Below are 18734 nucleotides of genomic sequence, written 5' to 3'. Positions count from 1 at the left end.
TTCAAAAGCGATGACAGGCAGCGCTGGAAACAGGCTGAATTACTTCAGCTTGATTTCCTTGTATTCCACGTGTTTGCGTACTTTGGGATCAAATTTCATCATCAGCATCTTGTCAGGAGTGGTCTTCTTGTTTTTGTTGGTCGTCTAGAAGTAACCCGTGCCGGCGGCTGATTCCAGCTTGATTTTTTCGCGTGCGCCTTTAGCCATGATGATGCTCCTTAGATTTCGCCGCGGGCACGCAGGTCCACAAGGACCGCGTCGATGCCGAGCTTGTCAACGAGGCGCAAACCGGCGCTGGTCACGCGCAGGCGCACCCAGCGGTTTTCAGTTTCAACCCAGAAACGGCGGTATTGCAGATTAGGCAAAAACCGGCGTTTGGTTTTGTTGTTGGCGTGAGAAACATTGTTTCCCACCATCGGGCCTTTGCCCGTTACCTGACAGACGCGTGCCATGAGCACTCTCCGTAAAAAATAGAAATCGGATGCCGGCTCCCGGAGGATGCGCAGCTAAGCCATAGATTATAGCCTGAAAACCAGGCGCCTTCAAATCTCAAGCGTACAGCGGTGAGGGTGCAGAGCCTGATTACTCGTCGTTCCCGAGAAAAAAATCAAGCCAGGGCCGCAGATCCGGCTCTGCCGGTTCGCAGGAGCAGCGCCCCCTCGGGGGGGGGCAGCGCAGTACGCGAAGCGACAAGCTTGGGGGCTCTTCTCTTTTCAAGCAGGGGCTGCGGGACTGGCTTTGCCAGACCGCAGGCGCAGCGGCCCCCTCGGGGGGCAGGGAGCTACACGCAGTGAGCGACCGTGGGGGCTTAACTCTGCTCCAGAAAGCGCTGCGCATCGAGCGCCGCCATGCAGCCGGTGCCGGCGCTGGTGATGGCCTGGCGGTAGACATGGTCCTGCACATCGCCGGCGGCGAACACGCCCGGCACGCTGGTCATGGTGGCAAAACCCTGGAGCCCGGTTTTGGTGATGATGTAGCCGTCTTTCATGTCCAGCTGTCCCGCAAAGATGTCGGTGTTGGGCTGGTGGCCAATGGCGATAAAACAACCCTGCAGGGCGATGTCTTCGGTGGCGCCAGTCTGCGTGCTCTTGAGCCGTACGCCGTTCACGCCGGCGGTGTCACCCAGCACTTCGTCCAGGGTCTGGTGCAATTTCAGTTCGATCTTGCCGGCGGCTACTTTTTCGTGGAGCTTGTCGATGAGGATGGCCTCGGCCTTGAACTTGTCACGGCGATGCACCAGGACTACCTTGCTGGCGATGTTGGACAGGTAAAGCGCTTCTTCCACCGCAGTGTTGCCGCCTCCCACCACGCAGACCTTCTGGTCGCGGTAAAAGAACCCGTCGCAGGTCGCGCAGCCGGACACCCCCCGACCCATGAAGGCGGTCTCTGATGCCAGGCCCAGGTACTTCGCCGAAGCGCCCGTGGCAATGATCAGTGTGTCGCAGGTGTAGGTGCCGCTGTCGCCGGTCAGCGTGAAGGGGCGTTTGCTGAAGTCGACCTTGTTGATGTGGTCAAAAATGATCTGGGTCTTGAAGCGCTCGGCGTGTTCGAGAAAACGCTGCATCAAGTCGGGCCCCTGCACGCCCTGCGCGTCGGCCGGCCAGTTGTCCACATCGGTGGTGGTCATCAACTGGCCACCTTGCGCAATGCCGGTGATCAGCACCGGGTTGAGGTTGGCGCGGGCTGCATAAACGGCGGCGGTGTAGCCGGCAGGGCCTGAGCCCAAAATGAGGACTTTGGAGTGGTTCATGGTGAAAAATCTGATTCGGAAAGCATTAGAACTCAGTTAGAGTTGCAAATAGCTGAGGCCGGTCCAAGGGTTTAAAACCCTGTGGGCCTGAAATTTGGCTGGTCCATATGCATTGTAAGAACTCGTGCGAAGTCCTTTCGGCGGCGCAGTCTGGAGAAGTTTGATATGTCAACGATGGTGTCCAACCTTGAGCTGATCCGGCGGGTTCCCCTGTTTTCGATGTTGACCGCTACCCAGGCCGAGGCCGTGGCGGCGGCGGTCATCAAGCGCCGTTACAAACGCGGCGAAGCCATCGTCGAGCAGGGCAAGCAGTCCAACGCCCTGGCCATTTTGCTGACCGGGCGCGCCCGCGTCATCACCACCGACGCTCGCGGACGGGAGGTGATTCTGGCGACCCTGCACCCCGGTGATTACGTCGGGGAAATGAGCCTCATCGACAGCGAGCCGCATTCGGCCACGGTTCGCACCGAAGTCCAGACCGACGTGCTGGTCGTGGGCCGTCCGGAATTTGCCCGCTGCCTGCCCGAAAACAGCTCCATGGCTTACGCAGTCATGAAAGGTCTGGTCCAGCGCTTGCGCCATGCCGACCGAAAGATCGAGTCGCTGGCCCTGATGGACGTGTACGGCCGCGTCGCCAGGGCCCTGCTGGAGGCTGCGGTACCCGACCGCGAAGGCAACGCCGTCATCCGCGAGAAGGTTTCGCGCCAGGATCTGGCCAAGATGGTCGGCGCCTCGCGCGAGATGGTCAGCCGCGTGATGAAAGACCTGGAAGAACGCGGCTTTATCGAGACCCGCGCCGATGGCTCGATGTGGGTCAAAGACAGGCTCAATACCCTGGGCTGACGACAGTTTTTCTGTCACCTTTTTGCGCCATGCAGGCCTGGGTAACTGAGGTAAGCTCAGTGCTTGCCCTATGACTTATTCACTCGATACCTTGAACTCCAGAACCTCCGCGGCCGCCGGCGCTGCGGGTGGCATCAAGCGCTTTGCGCATGAAGTCAGCCTGATCCTGGGCCTGCTTGCGCTGGTTTTCTGGCTGGGTGCCCTGATCAGCTACACGCCGCAGGACGCGGCCTGGTCCACCACAGGCAGCAGGGCGGCGGCCGATGCCGCTGTCCGCAACTGGGGCGGACGTTTTGGCGCGCATCTGGCCGATGCCAGTTATTTCCTGTTCGGATTTTCCGTGTGGTGGGCGCTGGCGGCGGGCGCACGTGCCTGGCTGGGCTCGCTGGCGCGCGGGCTGCGCAGCCAGGCCGCGTCGCGCGGCGCACTCCACCGTGTCCGGTTCTGGTCCTGTCTGGCCCTGCTGCTGCTGGCCAGCACGGCCCTCGAGTGGTCGCGCCTCTACCGCTTTGAGTTCAAGCTTCCCGACCATGCCGGCGGCGTGCTGGGTTATCTGTCGGGGCCCGCCAGCGTGAAATGGCTGGGTTTCACCGGCTCCGGCCTGGTCTGGATTGCCGTCGGTGTGATCGCGGTGTCGGTGGTGTTTGCTTTTTCCTGGGCGCACACCGCCCAGCGCATCGGCGCGTGGATCGACGAGTTGATCGACTCGCGCCGGGAAAAACGCGAGATTGCCGAAGACCTGGCGGTGGGCCGGGCCGCAGCACGCCAGCGTGAGGAAATCCTGATCGAAGAACGCACGGAGATCGAGGAGCATCGCCCGGTGCCAGTGCTGATTGAGCCGACCCTGGCGGACATTCCCAAAAGCGAACGCGTTGCCAAGGAAAGGCAAAAGCCGCTGTTCAGCGAGATGCCAGACTCCAAGCTCCCGCAGGTAGACCTGCTCGACGGCGCCTTGACCCGGCAGGAGACGGTGGCACCCGAGACGCTGGAGATGACCTCGCGATTAATCGAGAAAAAACTCAGGGATTTCGGCGTCGAGGTGCGTGTCGTGGCCGCTGCGCCGGGGCCGGTCATCACGCGTTACGAAATCGAGCCGGCGACCGGCGTCAAGGGCGCGCAGATCGTCAATCTGGCCAAGGATCTGGCGCGCGCGCTGAGCCTGGTGTCCATCCGCGTGATTGAAACCATTCCCGGCAAAAATTACATGGCGCTGGAGCTACCCAACGCGAAGCGCCAGTCCATCAAGCTCAGCGAGATCCTCGGCTCACAGGTGTACAACGAAGCCAAGTCCATGCTGACGATTGGCCTGGGCAAGGACATCAGCGGCGCGCCGGTGGTGGCCGACCTTGCCAAGATGCCGCACTGCCTGGTGGCGGGCACCACCGGCTCGGGCAAATCGGTCGGCATCAATGCGATGATCCTGAGCCTGCTTTACAAGGCCGACGCGCGTGATGTGCGCCTGTTGCTGATTGACCCGAAGATGCTGGAGATGAGCGTCTACGAAGGCATTCCGCACCTTTTGGCTCCCGTGGTGACCGACATGCGGCAGGCCGCGCACGGCCTGAACTGGTGTGTGGCCGAGATGGAAAAACGCTACAAGCTGATGAGCAAGATGGGCGTGCGCAACCTGGCCGGCTACAACGTCAAGATCGACGACGCCAAGGCGCGCGGCGAGTTTATTTACAACCCGTTCAGCCTCACGCCCGAGCAGCCCGAACCGCTGGAGCGCCTGCCCTACATCGTGGTGGTGATTGACGAGCTGGCCGACTTGATGATGGTGGTCGGCAAGAAGATCGAGGAGTTGATCGCGCGGCTCGCGCAAAAAGCGCGCGCTGCCGGCATCCACCTGGTGCTGGCCACCCAGCGCCCCAGCGTCGATGTAATCACCGGCCTGATCAAGGCGAATATTCCGACGCGTCTGAGCTTTCAGGTCAGCAGCAAAATCGACAGCCGCACCATCCTCGACCAGATGGGCGCCGAGGCGCTGCTGGGCATGGGTGACATGCTCTACATGCCCAGCGGCACCGGCTTTCCGATGCGCGTGCACGGTGCGTTTGTCAGCGACGATGAAGTGCACCGCGTGGTGGCCTACCTGAAGTCGCAAGGCGAGCCCAACTACATCGATGGTGTGCTCGAAGGCGGTACCGTCGATGGCGAGGGCGACTTGCTCGGGGATGCCGGGGCTGGTGGCGAGGGCGACAAGGACCCGATGTACGACCAGGCGGTGGAGATCGTGCTGAAAAACCGCAAGGCCTCCATCTCGCTGGTGCAGCGGCACCTGAAAATCGGCTACAACCGGGCCGCCCGCATGCTTGAAGAGATGGAAAAGTCGGGCATGGTCAGCGCCATGTCGGGCAGCGGCCAGCGCGAAATTCTGGTGCCCGCGCGCGCCGAAGGATGACAGGCCTGCCTTTACTGCGGCTATACATTGTTCTGGCAACCAATCCTGCAGGCCGGGGTCCCACAGACATCTGTACCACCGGTGGGTCCTGAACCACCTCCTGAAACACCATGATCAACCTCTCTCTCTCATCCACGCCGGCACGCCCGAAACCTGCCGGTACCATCCGCGCCGCGCTCGCGAGCCTGCTTGCCATCTTTTCCATCGCTGCCAGCGCCCAGATATCCACCACCAACGGCCTGGAGAGCCTGGAGGCTTTTGTCAAGAACACCAAAAGCGGGCGGGCCAGCTTCACCCAGGTCGTCACCAGCCCGTCGCGCGATGGGCAGGTTGCCAAAACCAAAACCTCCAGCGGCAGTTTTGAGTTCCTGCGCCCAAACCGCTTCAAGTTTGTCTACAAAAAACCGTTTGAACAAAGCATCGTGTCGGACGGCCAGACCTTGTGGCTGCACGATGTGGATCTGAACCAGGTCACCGCGCGCAAGCTCACGCAGGTGCTGGGCGGCACCCCGGCCGCCGTGATTGCCGCTGCCGCCGACATCAAGGCGCTGCAGGCTGATTTCACCCTGGTGCCGCAGCCCGACAGGGATGGCTTCGAATGGGTGCAGGCGACACCGAAGACCAAGGACGGCCAGGTGCAAAGCATCACGGTCGGTTTCAGGGAAAGCAGCAAGGGCAGCGAGCTGGCCCAGCTCGAAATCCTCGACAGCTTCGGCCAGCGCTCGGTCATGACCTTCAGCAATTTTGAGGTCAATCCTTCGCTAGGCACGGCTGGCTTCCAGTTCAAGCCGCCCGCCGGGGCGGACGTGATCCGGCAGTAATGCGGCAATAACGCCCCAGGCAACATGGCTTCCCACGCGGACACTCCGTTCGGCCAGCGCGCGGATGCCAAAGCCGCTGCCCCCCTGGCTGAGCGTTTCCGGCCGCAACACCTGGGCGAGGTGATTGGCCAGCAGCACCTGCTGGGCGAGGACATGCCGCTGCGCATCGCCTTTGAATCGGGCCAGCCGCACAGCTGCATCTTGTGGGGTCCGCCTGGCGTGGGTAAAACCACCATTGCGCGCCTGATGGCCAACAGCTTTGACGCCCACTTCATCACCATCTCGGCGGTGTTGGGCGGCGTCAAGGACATCCGCGAGGCGGTCGAGCAGGCCAGCATCTGGCAGGGGCAGGGCCGGCGCACCATCATGTTTGTTGACGAGGTACACCGCTTCAACAAGTCCCAGCAGGACGCCTTTTTACCGCATGTGGAAAGCGGCCTGTTCACCTTCATAGGCGCGACCACCGAGAACCCGTCCTTCGAGGTCAACTCCGCCCTGTTGTCGCGCGCGGTGGTCTACGTGCTGCAGCCGCTGGGCGAGGACGATCTCAGGCAGATCATCGCCAAGGTCCTTGCGGAACGGACGCTACCAGCTATTAATAGCATAGCGGATGAGGCAGTCGACAAGCTCGTGGCCTACGCCGACGGCGACGCGCGGCGCCTGCTCAACACGCTGGAGTCGCTCGACGTGGCTGCCGGACGCGAGAAAAAATCAGGCAGCGTCGACGTTACCGGGGCCTGGCTGCTCAAGGTGCTGGGTCAACAGCTGCGCCGCTACGACAAGGGCGGCGAGCAGTTTTACGACACCATCTCGGCGCTGCACAAATCGGTGCGCGGCTCGGACCCGGACGCCGCGCTGTACTGGCTGGTACGCATGCTTGATGGCGGGGCCGAACCCAAATACATGGCGCGGCGCCTGATCCGCATGGCCAGTGAAGACGTCGGCCTGGCTGATCCGCGCGCGCTGCGGCTCGCGCTCGATGCCGCAGAGGTGTATGAACGCCTGGGCTCCCCCGAAGGCGATCTGGCGCTGGCCGAATGTGTGATCTACCTGGCGGTGGCACCCAAGTCCAATGCCGTCTACAAGGCTTTCAACGAAGCCAAAGCTTTTGTGAAGAAAGACGGAACCCGGCCGGTGCCGCTGCACCTGCGCAATGCGCCGACCCAACTCATGAAAGAGCTGGACTACGGCAAAAACTACCGGTATGCCCACGACGAAGAAGACGGTTTTGCCGCCGGTGAGAGCTATTTGCCTGACGGCATGGTCGCACCCGGGTTTTACCGACCGGTGAATCGTGGTCTGGAAATCCGGATTTCAGATAAGTTGAATGAATTGAGGCTGAAGAATAATCAGAAAAACTAATCAGAAGCGATAGCTGCTGATACAGGCTGACGGAGCCTGAAAAACCAATTTTCGCGAGGGTAAACCCCGCAAAAACGGCCCCGTTGGCCCGATTCTCGCTAGAGAGCCTTGGCTACAATTTGCGCATTAGCTCGCCACCCAAGCCCAGCCAGTCCGCTGGTTTTGACCGGCGGGCTTTTTGTTAACTCGCGCGATTTCATAGCGATCCCATACTACGTGGCTCCGCATGGTGCGGGGCGGAGCTGGCAACTGAATTCAACGGGAGAGTGAGTATGGAAGTTTTGCTTCAGCAAATCATCAACGGGCTGGTGCTGGGAAGCATGTATGCCCTGGTCGCCCTAGGCTACACCATGGTGTACGGCATCATTGGCCTGATCAACTTTGCCCACGGCGAAGTCCTGATGGTCGGGGCCATTACCAGCTGGACCATCATCATCTGGATGCAGGAGGCCATGCCGGGAACGCCGGGCTGGATTATTCTGCTGTGTTCTTTGCTGATTGCGTTTGTGGTCTGCGGGGCGCTCAATTTTTCGATTGAAAAAATCGCTTACCGGCCCCTGCGAAACTCGCCGCGGCTGGCGCCACTGATCACCGCCATCGGCGTGTCCATCCTGCTGCAGACGCTGGCCATGATCATCTGGAAGCCCAACTACAAACCCTACCCCACGCTGCTGCCTTCAGAGCCGCTGCAGTTTGCCGGCGCCGTCATCACCGTGACGCAAATTTTCATCCTGGGCGCAACGGCGGTGTCGCTGGCCATCCTGATGTACCTGGTCAATTACACCAAGCTGGGCCGGGCGATGCGCGCCACGGCCGAGAACCCCCGTGTCGCCGCGCTGATGGGCGTCAAGCCCGACACCGTCATTTCCGCAACCTTCATCATCGGCGCGGTGCTGGCCGCGCTGGCCGGCGTGATGTACGCGTCCAACTACGGCACGGTGCAGCACACCATGGGCTTTCTGCCCGGCCTCAAGGCTTTCACCGCCGCAGTGTTCGGCGGCATCGGCAACCTCGGTGGTGCAGTGCTGGGCGGCATCCTGCTGGGGCTGATCGAAGCCATTGGCGGGGGTTACCTGGGCACCTGGACCGGCGGAGTGCTGGGCAGCCAGTATTCGGACATTTTCGCTTTTGTTGTGCTGATTTTCGTGCTCACGTTGCGGCCCTCAGGCCTGCTCGGTGAGCGGGTGGCGGACAGAGCCTAGGGGAAGCATCATGATGAAGAAAAACAGACTCTTTACCTTTCTGGTGGTTGCCGTTGCGCTGCTGATCCTGCCGATTTTGCTGCAGCAGGGCGGCAACGCCTGGGTTCGCATTGTCGACATGGCGCTGCTGTATGTGCTGCTGGCGCTGGGCCTGAACATCGTGGTCGGTTACGCCGGCCTGCTGGATCTGGGCTACGTTGCTTTTTTTGCCGTCGGCGCCTACCTGTTTGCGCTGCTGGGTTCGCCGCACCTGGCCGACGCCTTCCCCGCAGTGGCGGCAGCCTTTCCGAACGGTCTGCATCTGCCGATCTGGGCGGTCATTCCGCTGGCGGCCCTGATTGCCGCCTGCTTCGGGGTGTTGCTGGGTGTTCCGGTGCTCAAGCTGCGCGGCGACTACCTGGCCATCGTCACGCTGGGTTTTGGCGAAATCATCCGCGTTTTCCTGAACAACCTGGACCGCCCGATCAACCTGACCAACGGACCCAAGGGCATCAACCAGATCGATTCGATGAAGTTTTTTGGATTCGACCTGGGGGATACGCATTACCTGTTCGGTATCGAGATCGCCTCGGTGTCCATGTATTACTACCTGTTCCTGGCGCTGGTGATCGTGTCGGTGATCATCTGTCACCGCCTGGAAAATTCCCGCATCGGCCGCGCCTGGATGGCCATTCGTGAGGACGAGATCGCGGCCAAGGCCATGGGTATCAATACACGCAACATGAAGCTGCTGGCCTTCGGTATGGGAGCGACTTTTGGCGGTGTGTCCGGCTCGATGTTTGCCGCCTTCCAGGGCTTTGTCTCGCCCGAGTCCTTCAGCCTGATGGAATCGATCATGATCGTCGCGATGGTCGTGCTGGGCGGCATCGGCCACCTGCCGGGTGTCATTCTGGGCGCCCTGCTGCTGGCTGCGCTGCCGGAGGTGCTGCGCCATGTGGCCGGGCCGCTGCAGGCCATGACGGGCGGGCGCCTTGACGCCGCCATCCTGCGCCAGCTGTTGATCGCCCTGGCCATGATCGTGATCATGCTGTCACGACCCAGAGGCCTGTGGCCCGCGCCCGATCACGGCAAGTCGCTGAACAAGCCGGTCGGCCCCGATCCTATCCAGTCAATCAACCCTTAAGGAGAATGGACATGAGCGACACCATTCTCAAAGTAACCGGCGTTTCCAAGCGCTTTGGCGGCCTCCAGGCCCTCAGCGACGTTGGCATCCACATCGAACGCGGCCAGGTTTACGGGCTGATCGGTCCCAATGGCGCTGGCAAGACCACGTTTTTTAATGTGCTGACCGGGCTGTATACACCTGATGGCGGCACCTTCGAGCTGGCGGGCAAGCCCTACAAGCCGTCGGCGGTGCACGAAGTGGCCAAGGCCGGCATTGCGCGCACTTTTCAGAACATCCGGCTGTTTGCCGACATGACCGCTCTCGAAAATGTCATGGTCGGACGCCACGTCCGCACCAAATCAGGCCTGATCGGCGCCGTGTTTCGCACCCCCGGATTCAAGGCCGAGGAAGCGGCGATAGCCAAACGCTCGCAGGAACTGCTCGACTACGTGGGCATTGGCAAGTTTGCCGACTACAAGGCGCGCACCCTGAGCTACGGTGACCAGCGCCGGCTTGAGATTGCTCGCGCGCTGGCTACCGACCCGCAACTGATCGCGCTCGACGAACCGGCCGCCGGCATGAACGCCACCGAGAAGGTGCAGTTGCGCGAACTGATCGACCAGATCCGCAAGGACAACCGCACGATTTTGCTGATCGAGCACGATGTCAAACTCGTGATGGGCCTGTGCGACCGGGTCACGGTGCTCGACTACGGCAAGCAGATTGCCGAAGGCCTGCCCGCCGAAGTGCAGAAAAACGAAAAAGTGATCACCGCCTACCTGGGCACAGGTCATTGAAGGAACACAGCGACATGGCAAACACACTGCTCAAAGTGACCGGCCTCAAAGTGGCCTACGGTGGCATCAAGGCCGTCAAGGGCGTTGACTTTGAAGTCCATGAAGGCGAACTCGTCACGCTGATCGGCTCCAACGGCGCCGGCAAGACCACCACCATGAAAGCCATCACCGGCACCTTGCCGATGGCCGAGGGCGACATCGAATACCTGGGTAAAAGCATCAAGGGCAAAGGGGCCTGGGACCTCGTCAAGGACGGCCTGGCCATGGTGCCCGAAGGCCGCGGCGTGTTCACCCGCATGACCATCTCCGAAAACCTGCAGATGGGCGCCTACATCCGCGACGACAAAGCCGGCATTGCCGAAGACGTCGAGAAAATGTTCACCATTTTTCCGCGCTTGCGCGAGCGCAAGGACCAGCTCGCCGGCACCATGAGCGGCGGTGAGCAGCAGATGCTGGCCATGGCCCGCGCCCTGATGAGCCGGCCCAAGGTGCTGCTGCTCGACGAGCCGTCCATGGGCCTGAGCCCGATCATGGTGGACAAGATTTTCGAGGTCGTCAAAGATGTGTCTTCGCGCGGCGTCACGGTACTGCTGGTCGAGCAGAATGCCAGCCGTGCGCTGGGCATTGCCGACCGGGGTTATGTGATGGAGTCGGGCATGGTCACCATGAACGGCGACGCGAAGGAGCTGCTCAGCGATCCGCGCGTGCGTGCGGCTTACCTGGGCGAGTAATCGCAAGTCTTTTCGGTCTCCAGCCCTTTTCTGGTGGGCGTAAGCAGCTACTTTATTGATAGCGTTCGCGCCATTCGGTCCAGTTTGGTGCGTTGGGCACCTAGGTAATCCCGCAGTGACGCGGCCCTCCTGTTTTTTGCACAATAGGGGCCATGAAAACATATTTCCCTCCCCTTATGTCGGTCCGCGCCTTGGCGATCTCGTCCATCGCTGCGTTGGCCCTGTGTTCCACCCTGTCTGTCGCCCATGCCCAGACCAAAGTCATGCGCATTGTGGTGCCTTACGCCCCCGGCGGCCCCATCGACGTGACCGCGCGCCTGATGGCCGAACGCGTCAAGGACACGCTGGGCACGGTGATCATTGAAAACCGCCCCGGCGGTGGCGGCAACATTGGCGCAGACGTGGTGGCCAAGGCAGCGCCCGACGGCCTGACCATCGGCATTGCCGCCGTCGCCACGCACGCCATCAACCCGTGGCTGTACAGCAAGATGCCCTACAACGCGGCGACCGACTTTGCCCCCATCACGCAAATGCTGCGTGTGCCCAATGTGCTGGTGGTAAACGCCGACACGGCCAAACGTTTGAACATCAATACCCTGGCCGACCTGATCAGTTACGCCAGGGCCAACCCTGCCAAGCTCAATTACGGCAGCGGCGGCAACGGCAGCGCTGGCCACCTGGCTGGCGAAATGTTCAAGGCGCAGGCCGGCATTTTTGCGCTGCATATTCCCTACAACGGCGGCAACCCGGCCCAGCTGGCGCTGCTGAGTGGCCAGGTCGATTTCAACTTCGACAACCTGGCCACTGCCTCGGCCAACATCAAGGCTGGCAAGCTCAAGGCGCTGGCCGTGACCACCGCTACCCGCAGCGCGATGCTGCCCGAGGTGCCGGCTGTGGCCGAGACGCTCAAGGGTTTTGCCATCGACACCTGGTGGGGCCTGGTGGCCCCGGCTGCCACACCGAAAGACGTGGTCGCCAAACTGAACCAGGCTTTTGTCGCCGCGCTCAATTCGCCCGAAGCCAAAACCCGTTTTGCCACACTGATGGCCGAGCCGGTGGCCAGCACGCCGGAGCAGTTCGGCGATTTTATGAAAGCTGAGCTGGCGAAGTATGAAAAAGTGGTGAAAGCTTCCGGCGCGCGGGTGGATTGAGTTTATTGAGCCTTTTGAGGCTCTAGCCCTTATCTGGCGGGCGCGAGCAGCTATTGAAATCATAGCAGATTGATGTCTGTGCTAGTTTGTGCTTCTGTTGGATCTTCCTGCTGGCCGGGTCTCGCCCCGGCGGGCGAGGCACTTTGTCTTTGCTTCGCCAAAGAAAAGTACCCAAAAGAAAGGCGACCCGATGGTCTGGGTCCCTTCGCTTCGCTGCGGGCAACCTGCGGTGCTCGACAAAAGCGGGGTCTCGCTCGAACTCGCCTTCGGCTCAGACAATCGCAAGCCCTGATCCGCTTTTGCCTGCGCTCCTCGGCCCAGCCCGAAGGGTGGGGAGCGGACTCGAATCCGGGCCGGGGATGGATTCCGGCCTTCACCGGAGTGACAACTGGTGCGTGCGCGCAAAGCGCACACACCGGTGAATACGCGACCGCCATGTTTGCACGCGAGCGAAGCACACGCGGCCACATGAGGGTTGGGAGTGGGGAGTCGCTCCTACTGTCCAGAGCAAACCGCAGGCGCAGCGTGATGCCTCAAATCCCGGACTTCAGCTGGACTTCAACCGAAGCTCAAGCCAGCGCCTTCGCTTTGTCCGCCTCGGTCGTGAACGAGTCGGCAAAAAACTCTTCTTCCGGCAGCCCACCCAGCGCGTGGTAGTCGGCGCGCGCCGAATCAACAACGATGGGTGCGCCGCAGGCATAGACCTGGTGGCCCGACAGGTCGGGAAAGTCCTGCAGCACGGATTGGTGCACAAAGCCGGTACGGCCGGTCCAGTTGTCTTCGGGCAGGGCGTCGGAGATCACCGGTACATACCTCAGATTGGGCATCTCGGCCACTTTGGCCAGTACCCAGTCGTTCATGTACAGGTCGGCTGGGCGGCGCCCGCCCCAGTACAGGACAGCCGGTCGCGTGATGCCCTTGTGCTGCATGTGTTCGATCAGCGCCTTGATGGGTGCAAAGCCAGTGCCCGAGGCCAGCAGCACCATGGGTTTGTCGCTGTCCTCGCGCAGGAAGAAGCTGCCGTAAGGGCCCTCGACGCGCAGGATGTCCTTTTCCTTCATGGCCGTGAACACATGGTCGGTGAACTTGCCGCCCGACATGTGGCGCAGGTGCAGCTCAAGTCCGGGGTTGTCGAGCTGGGTGTGCGGTGCATTGCCCATGGAGTAGCTGCGCCGGTCGCCATCACGCAGCAAAAATTCGACATACTGGCCGGCATGGTATTTGAAAACATCGGCAGCCGGCAGTTGCAGGCGGATCACCATCACGTCGTGTGACAAGCGCGCCATGGCGCTCACCCGTGATGGCATTTTCTTGATCGGAAAAGCACTCTCGTCGGTCACCTGGCGCGACTCCAGCACCACGTCGGTCTGCGCCACGCCGCAGCAGGTCAGGATGAAGCCGGCGGCTTCTTCCTCATGGCTGAGCGCCTTGACCTGGTGCGGGCCATGTACGACCGTGCCTTCAAGCTTTTTGCACTTGCACGACCCGCAGGCGCCGTCCTTGCAGCCATAAGGCATGCCCACGCCCTGGCGGATGGCTGCGGCCAGCAGCGCTTCGTCGGGGTTGGCGGTGAAGGCGCGGCCGCTGGGCAGCACGGTGACGTTGAAAGTCATATTCGGTATCCTCGGACATTGTCTGTATTTATAGATCGTGCTGTTTATCAGCAGATTCCCCAATTTTGCCCTCAAACCAAAGTCCCCTTGGCGCCCTGCCGTCCCGCTTTCGCCGCCAGCGCGTGCTCATCATCGGCTGCGGTGATGTCGGCCTGCGCGTGGCGCACCAGTTGCCTTCGCGTGTTCGCGTGCTGGCGCTGACTTCCTCCAGCGAAAAAATCCCCTTGTTGCGGGCCAGCGCCATCACGCCGCTGGCCGGCAACCTGGACCAGCCGGGCACCCTGCGCCGCCTGGCCGGGCTGGCCACACGCGTGATCCACCTGGCGCCACCACCGGGCGAGAAGCTGCCTGACTGGCGGCGTGACCCGCGCACCCTGGCGCTGCTGCGCGCGCTGCGCCTGCGCGGCCTGCCGCAGTCGCTGGTGTACGGCTCGACCAGCGGCGTCTACGGCAACTGCGACGGTGCGTGGGCCAGCGAGGTGCGTAGCGTGAACCCGCACACGCCGCGTGCGCAGCGCCGTGTCGATGCAGAACAGCAACTGCGCTTTTTCGGCCGCTCCAGCGGAGTGCGCGTTCACACGCTGCGCATACCGGGCATTTACGCCCCGGACCGCGACGGCGGCACGCCGCGTACGCGCCTGCTCAAGGGCACACCGGTGCTACAGCAGCAGGACGACGTGTACACCAACCACATCCACGCCGACGACCTGGCGCGCGCCTGCCTGGCGGCGCTCTGGCGCGGCAAGCCGCAGCGCATCACCAATGCGAGCGACGATACCCAGCTCAAAATGGGCGACTACTTCGACCTCGCCGCCGACCTGTATGGCCTGCCACGCCCGCAGCGTGTGCCGCGCAGCACTGCGCAGGATCAGTTGCCATTGATGCTGCTGAGTTTCATGGGGGAGTCACGCCGACTGGACAACACGCGGCTCAAGCGCGAGTTGCGCATTGTTTTGCGCTACCCGACAGTGGCGCAGGGCCTCGCGGCGCCGCCAGTCGCCTCGGTGCTATAAAAAGAGGAGCGCCTTGCGCCCGCCAGAAAAGGGCTGGAGTCCGATTTTTCTAGATGCCGGAAGGCTTTTTCAGCGTCAGCAACCGGTCCTGGGCCTTGAGCACAATGGTCTTGACCTCGACGCCCTGCAGCACCGTGAGGCGGACCTCCGTGTCGGGCGCGGCGCGGTCCCAGAGTTTTTTGTAAAAAGCCTCCAGCGTGGCCACCGTGTCGCCGTCTACCGCCAGCACCACATTACCGGCTTCCAGTCCCGCCAGTTGCGCCGGGCTGTCTTTGCTGACACGCATGATCTGTACGCGTCCGCCCTGGTCGTTGGACGTCAACCCCAGCCAGGGTCGGCGGCTTTTGAAGCTGGTGCCGGACTGCTGCAATTCGGCCAGGATGGGGCGGAGCAGATCAACCGGCACAAACATGTTGCCCGGCAGGCGCACGTTGTCATCGGCCGCGTTGGAGACAAACAGCGAGCCTATCCCCAGCAGCTCGCCCTTGCTGTTGAACAGTGGTGCCCCGCTGTGGTTGCCGCCGCTGGCCAGTACCGGCGGGCTGGTGAACAGCGCCGAGTCGATGTGGTACTCCCAGTTGCCCGAAAAAGCGCGTTTGCTGACCAGCCGCGTCATGCTCACATCGCCGTCGTCATTGGCTTGCGGCCCGGTCATCGCCATCAGGGGTTCACCAGGCTCCAGAGCCTGGCTGCTTCCCAGCGTGACGGCGCTGACGTTGCGCAGCGGCAGCAGCGGCCGCAGCAGGCCGAAACCGGTGGCCAGGTCGTAGGCCACGGCCCGCGCCGGCAGGGTTTTGTTGTCCTGGGTGACGATCTCGATCTGCTCGGCCTCCAGCAGCAGGTAGCCAATGGTCAGGATCAGGCCGTCTTTGCCGATGACCACGCCCGAACCGCTGCGGCGCTGACCGAGGGTTTCGGCAGATCGCGCATCCGCAGAGGCGCTGACCCTGACGCCGACCACGGCGGCGTTGGCCCGGCTCAGCGCATCGATCATGGCCTGCGCTGCGGCAGGCTGCACCGTGGCTGCGTGGGCGGCTGTGCCGCACAGCACAGAGGCGCAAACCAGGGGGAACAAGCAGCGATTGAGCAAGCGCATGACAGACTCCTGAAGCAGCGCACAAGCTGCCATCCGAGAATGCGCTCAATCGAATGCCCATGCAAGCATCGGGTATAAAAAAACCGTCAGTTGCCGCCGCTGTCCGCTGTCAGATATCAGCCTGCCAGGCGCTGAGTTGGTGGGGGGGTAATTTGCTAGCTGAAATCATGACTGGCAGGATCTGGGCTTTCAGCCGGCCACAAAAAAGGCCCCTCCATAACGGAAGGGCCGGTATCTGGTGCCCGGGGCCGGAATCGAACCGGCACGCCTTTCGGCGGGGGATTTTGAGTCCCCTGCGTCTACCAATTTCACCACCCGGGCTGCAGGATGCGAAGAGGCAAATTATGGCACAGTGCAGGGTATGACTTACCCGACTTTAGAAGACGCCATTGGCAAAACGCCGCTTGTCGCACTGCAACGTATCCAGGCCGACAGCAACACCCAACGCCACAATGTGGTCCTCGGCAAGCTCGAAGGCAACAACCCCGCCGGCTCGGTGAAAGACCGGCCTGCGCTGTCCATGATCAAGCGCGCTGAAGAGCGCGGCGAGATCAAACCTGGCGACACGCTGATCGAGGCGACGTCCGGAAACACCGGTATTGCGCTGGCCATGGCCGCAGCCATCAAGGGCTACCGCATGGTGCTGATCATGCCGGAGGACCTGTCGATTGAACGCGCACAAACCATGAAGGCCTTTGGCGCCGAGCTGATCCTCACGCGCAAAAGTGGCGGCATGGAACACGCCCGCGACCTGGCCGCGCAGATGGAAAAAGACGGCAAGGGCCGCGTGCTGGACCAGTTTGCCAACCAGGACAACCCGCGCATTCACTACGAGACCACCGGCCCCGAGATCTGGGCCGACACGGCGGGCAAGGTGACGCACTTTGTCAGCGCCATGGGCACCACGGGCACCATCACCGGCGTGTCGCGTTTCCTGAAAGAAAAAAACCCGGCGATCCGCATCATCGGCGCGCAGCCGAGCGAAGGTTCACGCATTCCCGGCATCCGCAAATGGCCAGAGGCCTACATGCCGAAGATTTACGACCCCCGCCATATTGACCAGACCGTGCTGGTCAGCCAGCTGGATGCTGAAGACATGTGCCGCCGCATGGCGCGCGAGGAAGGCATTTTTGCCGGCATCTCTGCGGCGGGCGCCTGCTGGGTGGCGCAGGAGGTTGCCAAAACCGTCGAGAACGCAGTGATTGTTTTCATCGTCTGCGACCGGGGTGACCGTTACCTGTCCACCGGCGTTTTTCCCGCTTGAACCACCCAGCGTTGTCATTGCGGGCGTGACCCGCAATCCATGCCGCGTTGACCAGGCAGGTGGTTCCCGTGGCATGGATCCCGGATCAAGTCCGGGATGACGGGGACCAAATTTTTACATCTCGATTCGGATGAGGATACCAGTGTCATGACCCATGAATTCAAGTTCTGCCCCAACTGTGCCACCCCGCTGGCGATGATTTCCCAGATGGAAGACAGCGGCGCGACCGAGCGCCTGCGTTGCCCGGCCTGCGACTACACCCACTGGAACAACCCGGTGCCGGTGCTGGCCGGGGTGATTGAGTACCAGGGCAAGATCTTGCTGGCGCGCAACGCGGCCTGGACGGCGAAGATGTACGCGCTGATCACCGGCTTCATGGAAGCTGGCGAAACGCCCGAAGGCGGCATCACCCGCGAGGTTAAAGAAGAAACGAATCTCGACGTGACCGACCTCAAGCTGATCGGCGTCTACGACTTCCAGCGCATGAACCAGATCATCATCGCCTACAGCGCCGTCGGCCATGGCGAGGTCAAGCTCTCGCCTGAGCTGGTCGACTACAAACTTTATGCCCACGAAGACGTCAAATGCTGGCCCGCCGGTACCGGCTACGCGATGGCGGACTTCCTCAAGTCAAAGGGCTACGAGCCGGAGTTTGTCGAATGGGCCAAGCGGGCTTGAGCGTGCCGGCACCGGGGCAGGGCGCATTCCGCGAGAATTTGCCTTGCTCCGGGGTGCAGCCTTGCTGGTGACAGCAAGGGTGGCTGAGATGGTCAGAACCAAACCCGCGAACTTGAATCGGTTCATACCGACGTAAGGAGAGCTGTCAGCAACCCGGCGCGGGCCTGCCACATCTTTCGGAGCACTTGTGTTTAACAGGCAACCGAAAGCGTGACGTATGGCTTCCTCCCCGTTGATTGCTGAGCTGCTGGCCTTCATGGCCGGTGACGCGCCACCCGAAGAGGCCTTCGACCAACAGGCGCTCACGCTTTTCGCGCATCAGTACCAGCACAACCTGCCTTTCCAGCGTTTTTGCCAGCAGCGCGGCAAAACCCTGCGCACCGTCAAAAGCTGGCGCGATATTCCGGCCGTGCCCATCAGCGCCTTCAAGGCCTTGACCCTGAGCTGCATCCCGGCGGCAGATGCCGAGCGAACCTTCATGACCAGCGGCACCACGCAAAAAGAGGTCAAAGGCAAACACCACCACCCGACACTCGCGGTCTACGACGATTCGATGGTCCGCAACTTCCGCCAGCGCTTCATGCACGGCAGCGACCGGAAAATCCGCATGGGCATTCTTTTTCCCGACGAAACAATGCTGCCCAACTCTTCGCTGGCGCACTACCTGGCGCTGGCGCTGCGGGAGTTTGGCACTAATGCCAGCCACTACCTGCTCACGCAGCAGGGGCTGGATGCCGCGCGCGTGGTCGCCGAGCTGGAGCGCGCTCAGCAGACCGGCGAGCCTTACGCGATGCTGGGCGCGAGTTACAGCTTTGTGCACCTGCTCGACGCGCTGCAGCGGCTGGGCAAAAGTTTTACCCTGCCGCCGGGCAGCCGTGTCTTGGACACCGGCGGCTTCAAGGGGCAG

16 protein-coding genes, 1 tRNA gene, 2 pseudogenes and 1 riboswitch are annotated in these 18734 nt (G+C 62.0%); of the genes and pseudogenes, 13 read left to right on the top strand and 6 right to left on the bottom strand.

Annotation, left to right across the window (positions count from 1 at the left end; translation table 11 throughout):
* Positions 1–39: 39 nt before the first annotated feature.
* The 3 genes and pseudogenes from rpmG to trxB all read right to left on the bottom strand — a co-directional run bounded on the left by rpmG (position 40) and on the right by trxB (position 1750).
* Positions 40–207, bottom strand: a pseudogene (gene rpmG, locus ACESMT_RS21885) (50S ribosomal protein L33).
* 11 nt (positions 208–218) lie between these two features.
* Entirely contained in the window at positions 219–452 is a 234-nt protein-coding gene (rpmB, locus tag ACESMT_RS21880; RefSeq protein ID WP_077593832.1) for a 50S ribosomal protein L28, read from the bottom strand.
* Between the two features lie 356 nt (positions 453–808).
* On the bottom strand, positions 809–1750 hold the full coding sequence (gene trxB, locus ACESMT_RS21875) for a thioredoxin-disulfide reductase (RefSeq protein WP_372828695.1): 942 nt from the start codon (positions 1748–1750) through the stop codon (positions 809–811).
* A gap of 165 nt (positions 1751–1915) precedes the next feature.
* Between trxB and ACESMT_RS21870 the strand changes: the two genes are divergently transcribed.
* The 9 genes from ACESMT_RS21870 (at position 1916) to ACESMT_RS21830 (ending at position 12163) form a co-directional block, all read left to right on the top strand.
* Positions 1916–2593: a Crp/Fnr family transcriptional regulator gene (locus ACESMT_RS21870; RefSeq protein WP_372828694.1), complete on the top strand. Its 678-nt coding sequence runs from the start codon at positions 1916–1918 to the stop codon at positions 2591–2593.
* Between the two features lie 70 nt (positions 2594–2663).
* Complete coding sequence (locus tag ACESMT_RS21865; protein WP_372828693.1) at positions 2664–4994, top strand: DNA translocase FtsK; 2331 nt, start codon at positions 2664–2666, stop codon at positions 4992–4994.
* Positions 4995–5104: 110 nt separating this feature from the next.
* A complete protein-coding gene (gene lolA / locus ACESMT_RS21860; protein WP_372828692.1) occupies positions 5105–5815 on the top strand; it encodes an outer membrane lipoprotein chaperone LolA in 711 nt (236 codons plus the stop codon).
* A 24-nt stretch (positions 5816–5839) separates the two neighbouring features.
* The gene (locus ACESMT_RS21855; RefSeq protein WP_372828691.1) at positions 5840–7177 is read left to right on the top strand and encodes a replication-associated recombination protein A; all 1338 of its coding nucleotides are present in this window, start codon (positions 5840–5842) and stop codon (positions 7175–7177) included.
* 272 nt (positions 7178–7449) lie between these two features.
* Positions 7450–8379 carry a branched-chain amino acid ABC transporter permease gene (locus ACESMT_RS21850; protein ID WP_372828690.1) on the top strand — a complete coding sequence of 310 codons (930 nt, stop codon included), beginning with the start codon at positions 7450–7452 and terminating at the stop codon, positions 8377–8379.
* A gap of 13 nt (positions 8380–8392) precedes the next feature.
* Positions 8393–9502 carry an ABC transporter ATP-binding protein gene (locus tag ACESMT_RS21845; RefSeq protein ID WP_372828689.1) on the top strand — a complete coding sequence of 370 codons (1110 nt, stop codon included), beginning with the start codon at positions 8393–8395 and terminating at the stop codon, positions 9500–9502.
* 11 nt (positions 9503–9513) lie between these two features.
* Complete coding sequence (locus ACESMT_RS21840) at positions 9514–10281, top strand: ABC transporter ATP-binding protein (protein WP_372828688.1); 768 nt, start codon at positions 9514–9516, stop codon at positions 10279–10281.
* 14 nt (positions 10282–10295) lie between these two features.
* Positions 10296–11012, top strand: coding sequence for an ABC transporter ATP-binding protein (locus ACESMT_RS21835; RefSeq protein WP_372828687.1), 717 nt, complete (start codon positions 10296–10298; stop codon positions 11010–11012).
* A 152-nt stretch (positions 11013–11164) separates the two neighbouring features.
* Complete coding sequence (locus ACESMT_RS21830; RefSeq protein WP_372828686.1) at positions 11165–12163, top strand: Bug family tripartite tricarboxylate transporter substrate binding protein; 999 nt, start codon at positions 11165–11167, stop codon at positions 12161–12163.
* A gap of 569 nt (positions 12164–12732) precedes the next feature.
* On the opposite strand, the gene ACESMT_RS21825 is transcribed toward ACESMT_RS21830, so the two are convergent.
* Complete coding sequence (locus ACESMT_RS21825) at positions 12733–13776, bottom strand: CDP-6-deoxy-delta-3,4-glucoseen reductase (protein WP_372828685.1); 1044 nt, start codon at positions 13774–13776, stop codon at positions 12733–12735.
* A 65-nt stretch (positions 13777–13841) separates the two neighbouring features.
* Here ACESMT_RS21825 and ACESMT_RS21820 point away from each other — a divergent pair, with 65 nt between their 5' ends.
* Positions 13842–14789, top strand: coding sequence for an SDR family oxidoreductase (locus tag ACESMT_RS21820; RefSeq protein ID WP_372828684.1), 948 nt, complete (start codon positions 13842–13844; stop codon positions 14787–14789).
* Between the two features lie 49 nt (positions 14790–14838).
* On the opposite strand, the gene ACESMT_RS21815 is transcribed toward ACESMT_RS21820, so the two are convergent.
* Together ACESMT_RS21815 and ACESMT_RS21810 are read right to left on the bottom strand one after the other, a co-directional pair.
* On the bottom strand, positions 14839–15885 hold the full coding sequence (locus tag ACESMT_RS21815) for a S1C family serine protease (RefSeq protein ID WP_372828683.1): 1047 nt from the start codon (positions 15883–15885) through the stop codon (positions 14839–14841).
* A 236-nt stretch (positions 15886–16121) separates the two neighbouring features.
* Positions 16122–16206, bottom strand: a tRNA-Leu gene (locus tag ACESMT_RS21810).
* Between the two features lie 40 nt (positions 16207–16246).
* Between ACESMT_RS21810 and cysM the strand changes: the two genes are divergently transcribed.
* The 3 genes and pseudogenes from cysM to ACESMT_RS21795 form a co-directional block, all read left to right on the top strand.
* Entirely contained in the window at positions 16247–17149 is a 903-nt protein-coding gene (cysM, locus tag ACESMT_RS21805; protein WP_372828682.1) for a cysteine synthase CysM, read from the top strand.
* Between the two features lie 147 nt (positions 17150–17296).
* Positions 17297–17827 (top strand): NUDIX domain-containing protein, encoded by a 531-nt coding sequence (locus ACESMT_RS21800; protein WP_372828681.1) that lies wholly within the window; start codon positions 17297–17299, stop codon positions 17825–17827.
* A 39-nt stretch (positions 17828–17866) separates the two neighbouring features.
* A riboswitch (TPP riboswitch) is annotated at positions 17867–17983 on the top strand.
* Positions 17984–18044: 61 nt separating this feature from the next.
* Positions 18045–18734: pseudogene (locus tag ACESMT_RS21795) on the top strand (long-chain fatty acid--CoA ligase); the annotation flags it as partial.

Origin of the sequence: Polaromonas sp. (genome assembly GCF_041689105.1) — a bacterium.
Taxonomy (GTDB): domain Bacteria; phylum Pseudomonadota; class Gammaproteobacteria; order Burkholderiales; family Burkholderiaceae_C; genus Polaromonas.
This window is presented reverse-complemented; position numbering and strand designations above follow the sequence as displayed.

Excerpts from the sequence above, each read along its gene's own strand:
- ACESMT_RS21835 (WP_372828687.1), top strand. The coding sequence starts at position 10,296 with ATGGCAAACACACTGCTCAAAGTGACCGGCCTCAAAGTGGCCTACGGT.
- ACESMT_RS21855 (WP_372828691.1), top strand. The coding sequence starts at position 5,840 with ATGGCTTCCCACGCGGACACTCCGTTCGGCCAGCGCGCGGATGCCAAA.
- ACESMT_RS21815 (WP_372828683.1), bottom strand. The coding sequence starts at position 15,885 with ATGCGCTTGCTCAATCGCTGCTTGTTCCCCCTGGTTTGCGCCTCTGTG.
- ACESMT_RS21830 (WP_372828686.1), top strand. The coding sequence starts at position 11,165 with ATGAAAACATATTTCCCTCCCCTTATGTCGGTCCGCGCCTTGGCGATC.
- ACESMT_RS21870 (WP_372828694.1), top strand. The coding sequence starts at position 1,916 with ATGTCAACGATGGTGTCCAACCTTGAGCTGATCCGGCGGGTTCCCCTG.
- ACESMT_RS21845 (WP_372828689.1), top strand. The coding sequence starts at position 8,393 with ATGAAGAAAAACAGACTCTTTACCTTTCTGGTGGTTGCCGTTGCGCTG.
- lolA (WP_372828692.1), top strand. The coding sequence starts at position 5,105 with ATGATCAACCTCTCTCTCTCATCCACGCCGGCACGCCCGAAACCTGCC.
- ACESMT_RS21825 (WP_372828685.1), bottom strand. The coding sequence starts at position 13,776 with ATGACTTTCAACGTCACCGTGCTGCCCAGCGGCCGCGCCTTCACCGCC.
- ACESMT_RS21850 (WP_372828690.1), top strand. The coding sequence starts at position 7,450 with ATGGAAGTTTTGCTTCAGCAAATCATCAACGGGCTGGTGCTGGGAAGC.
- ACESMT_RS21865 (WP_372828693.1), top strand. The coding sequence starts at position 2,664 with ATGACTTATTCACTCGATACCTTGAACTCCAGAACCTCCGCGGCCGCC.
- cysM (WP_372828682.1), top strand. The coding sequence starts at position 16,247 with ATGACTTACCCGACTTTAGAAGACGCCATTGGCAAAACGCCGCTTGTC.
- ACESMT_RS21840 (WP_372828688.1), top strand. The coding sequence starts at position 9,514 with ATGAGCGACACCATTCTCAAAGTAACCGGCGTTTCCAAGCGCTTTGGC.
- trxB (WP_372828695.1), bottom strand. The coding sequence starts at position 1,750 with ATGAACCACTCCAAAGTCCTCATTTTGGGCTCAGGCCCTGCCGGCTAC.
- ACESMT_RS21800 (WP_372828681.1), top strand. The coding sequence starts at position 17,297 with ATGACCCATGAATTCAAGTTCTGCCCCAACTGTGCCACCCCGCTGGCG.
- rpmB (WP_077593832.1), bottom strand. The coding sequence starts at position 452 with ATGGCACGCGTCTGTCAGGTAACGGGCAAAGGCCCGATGGTGGGAAAC.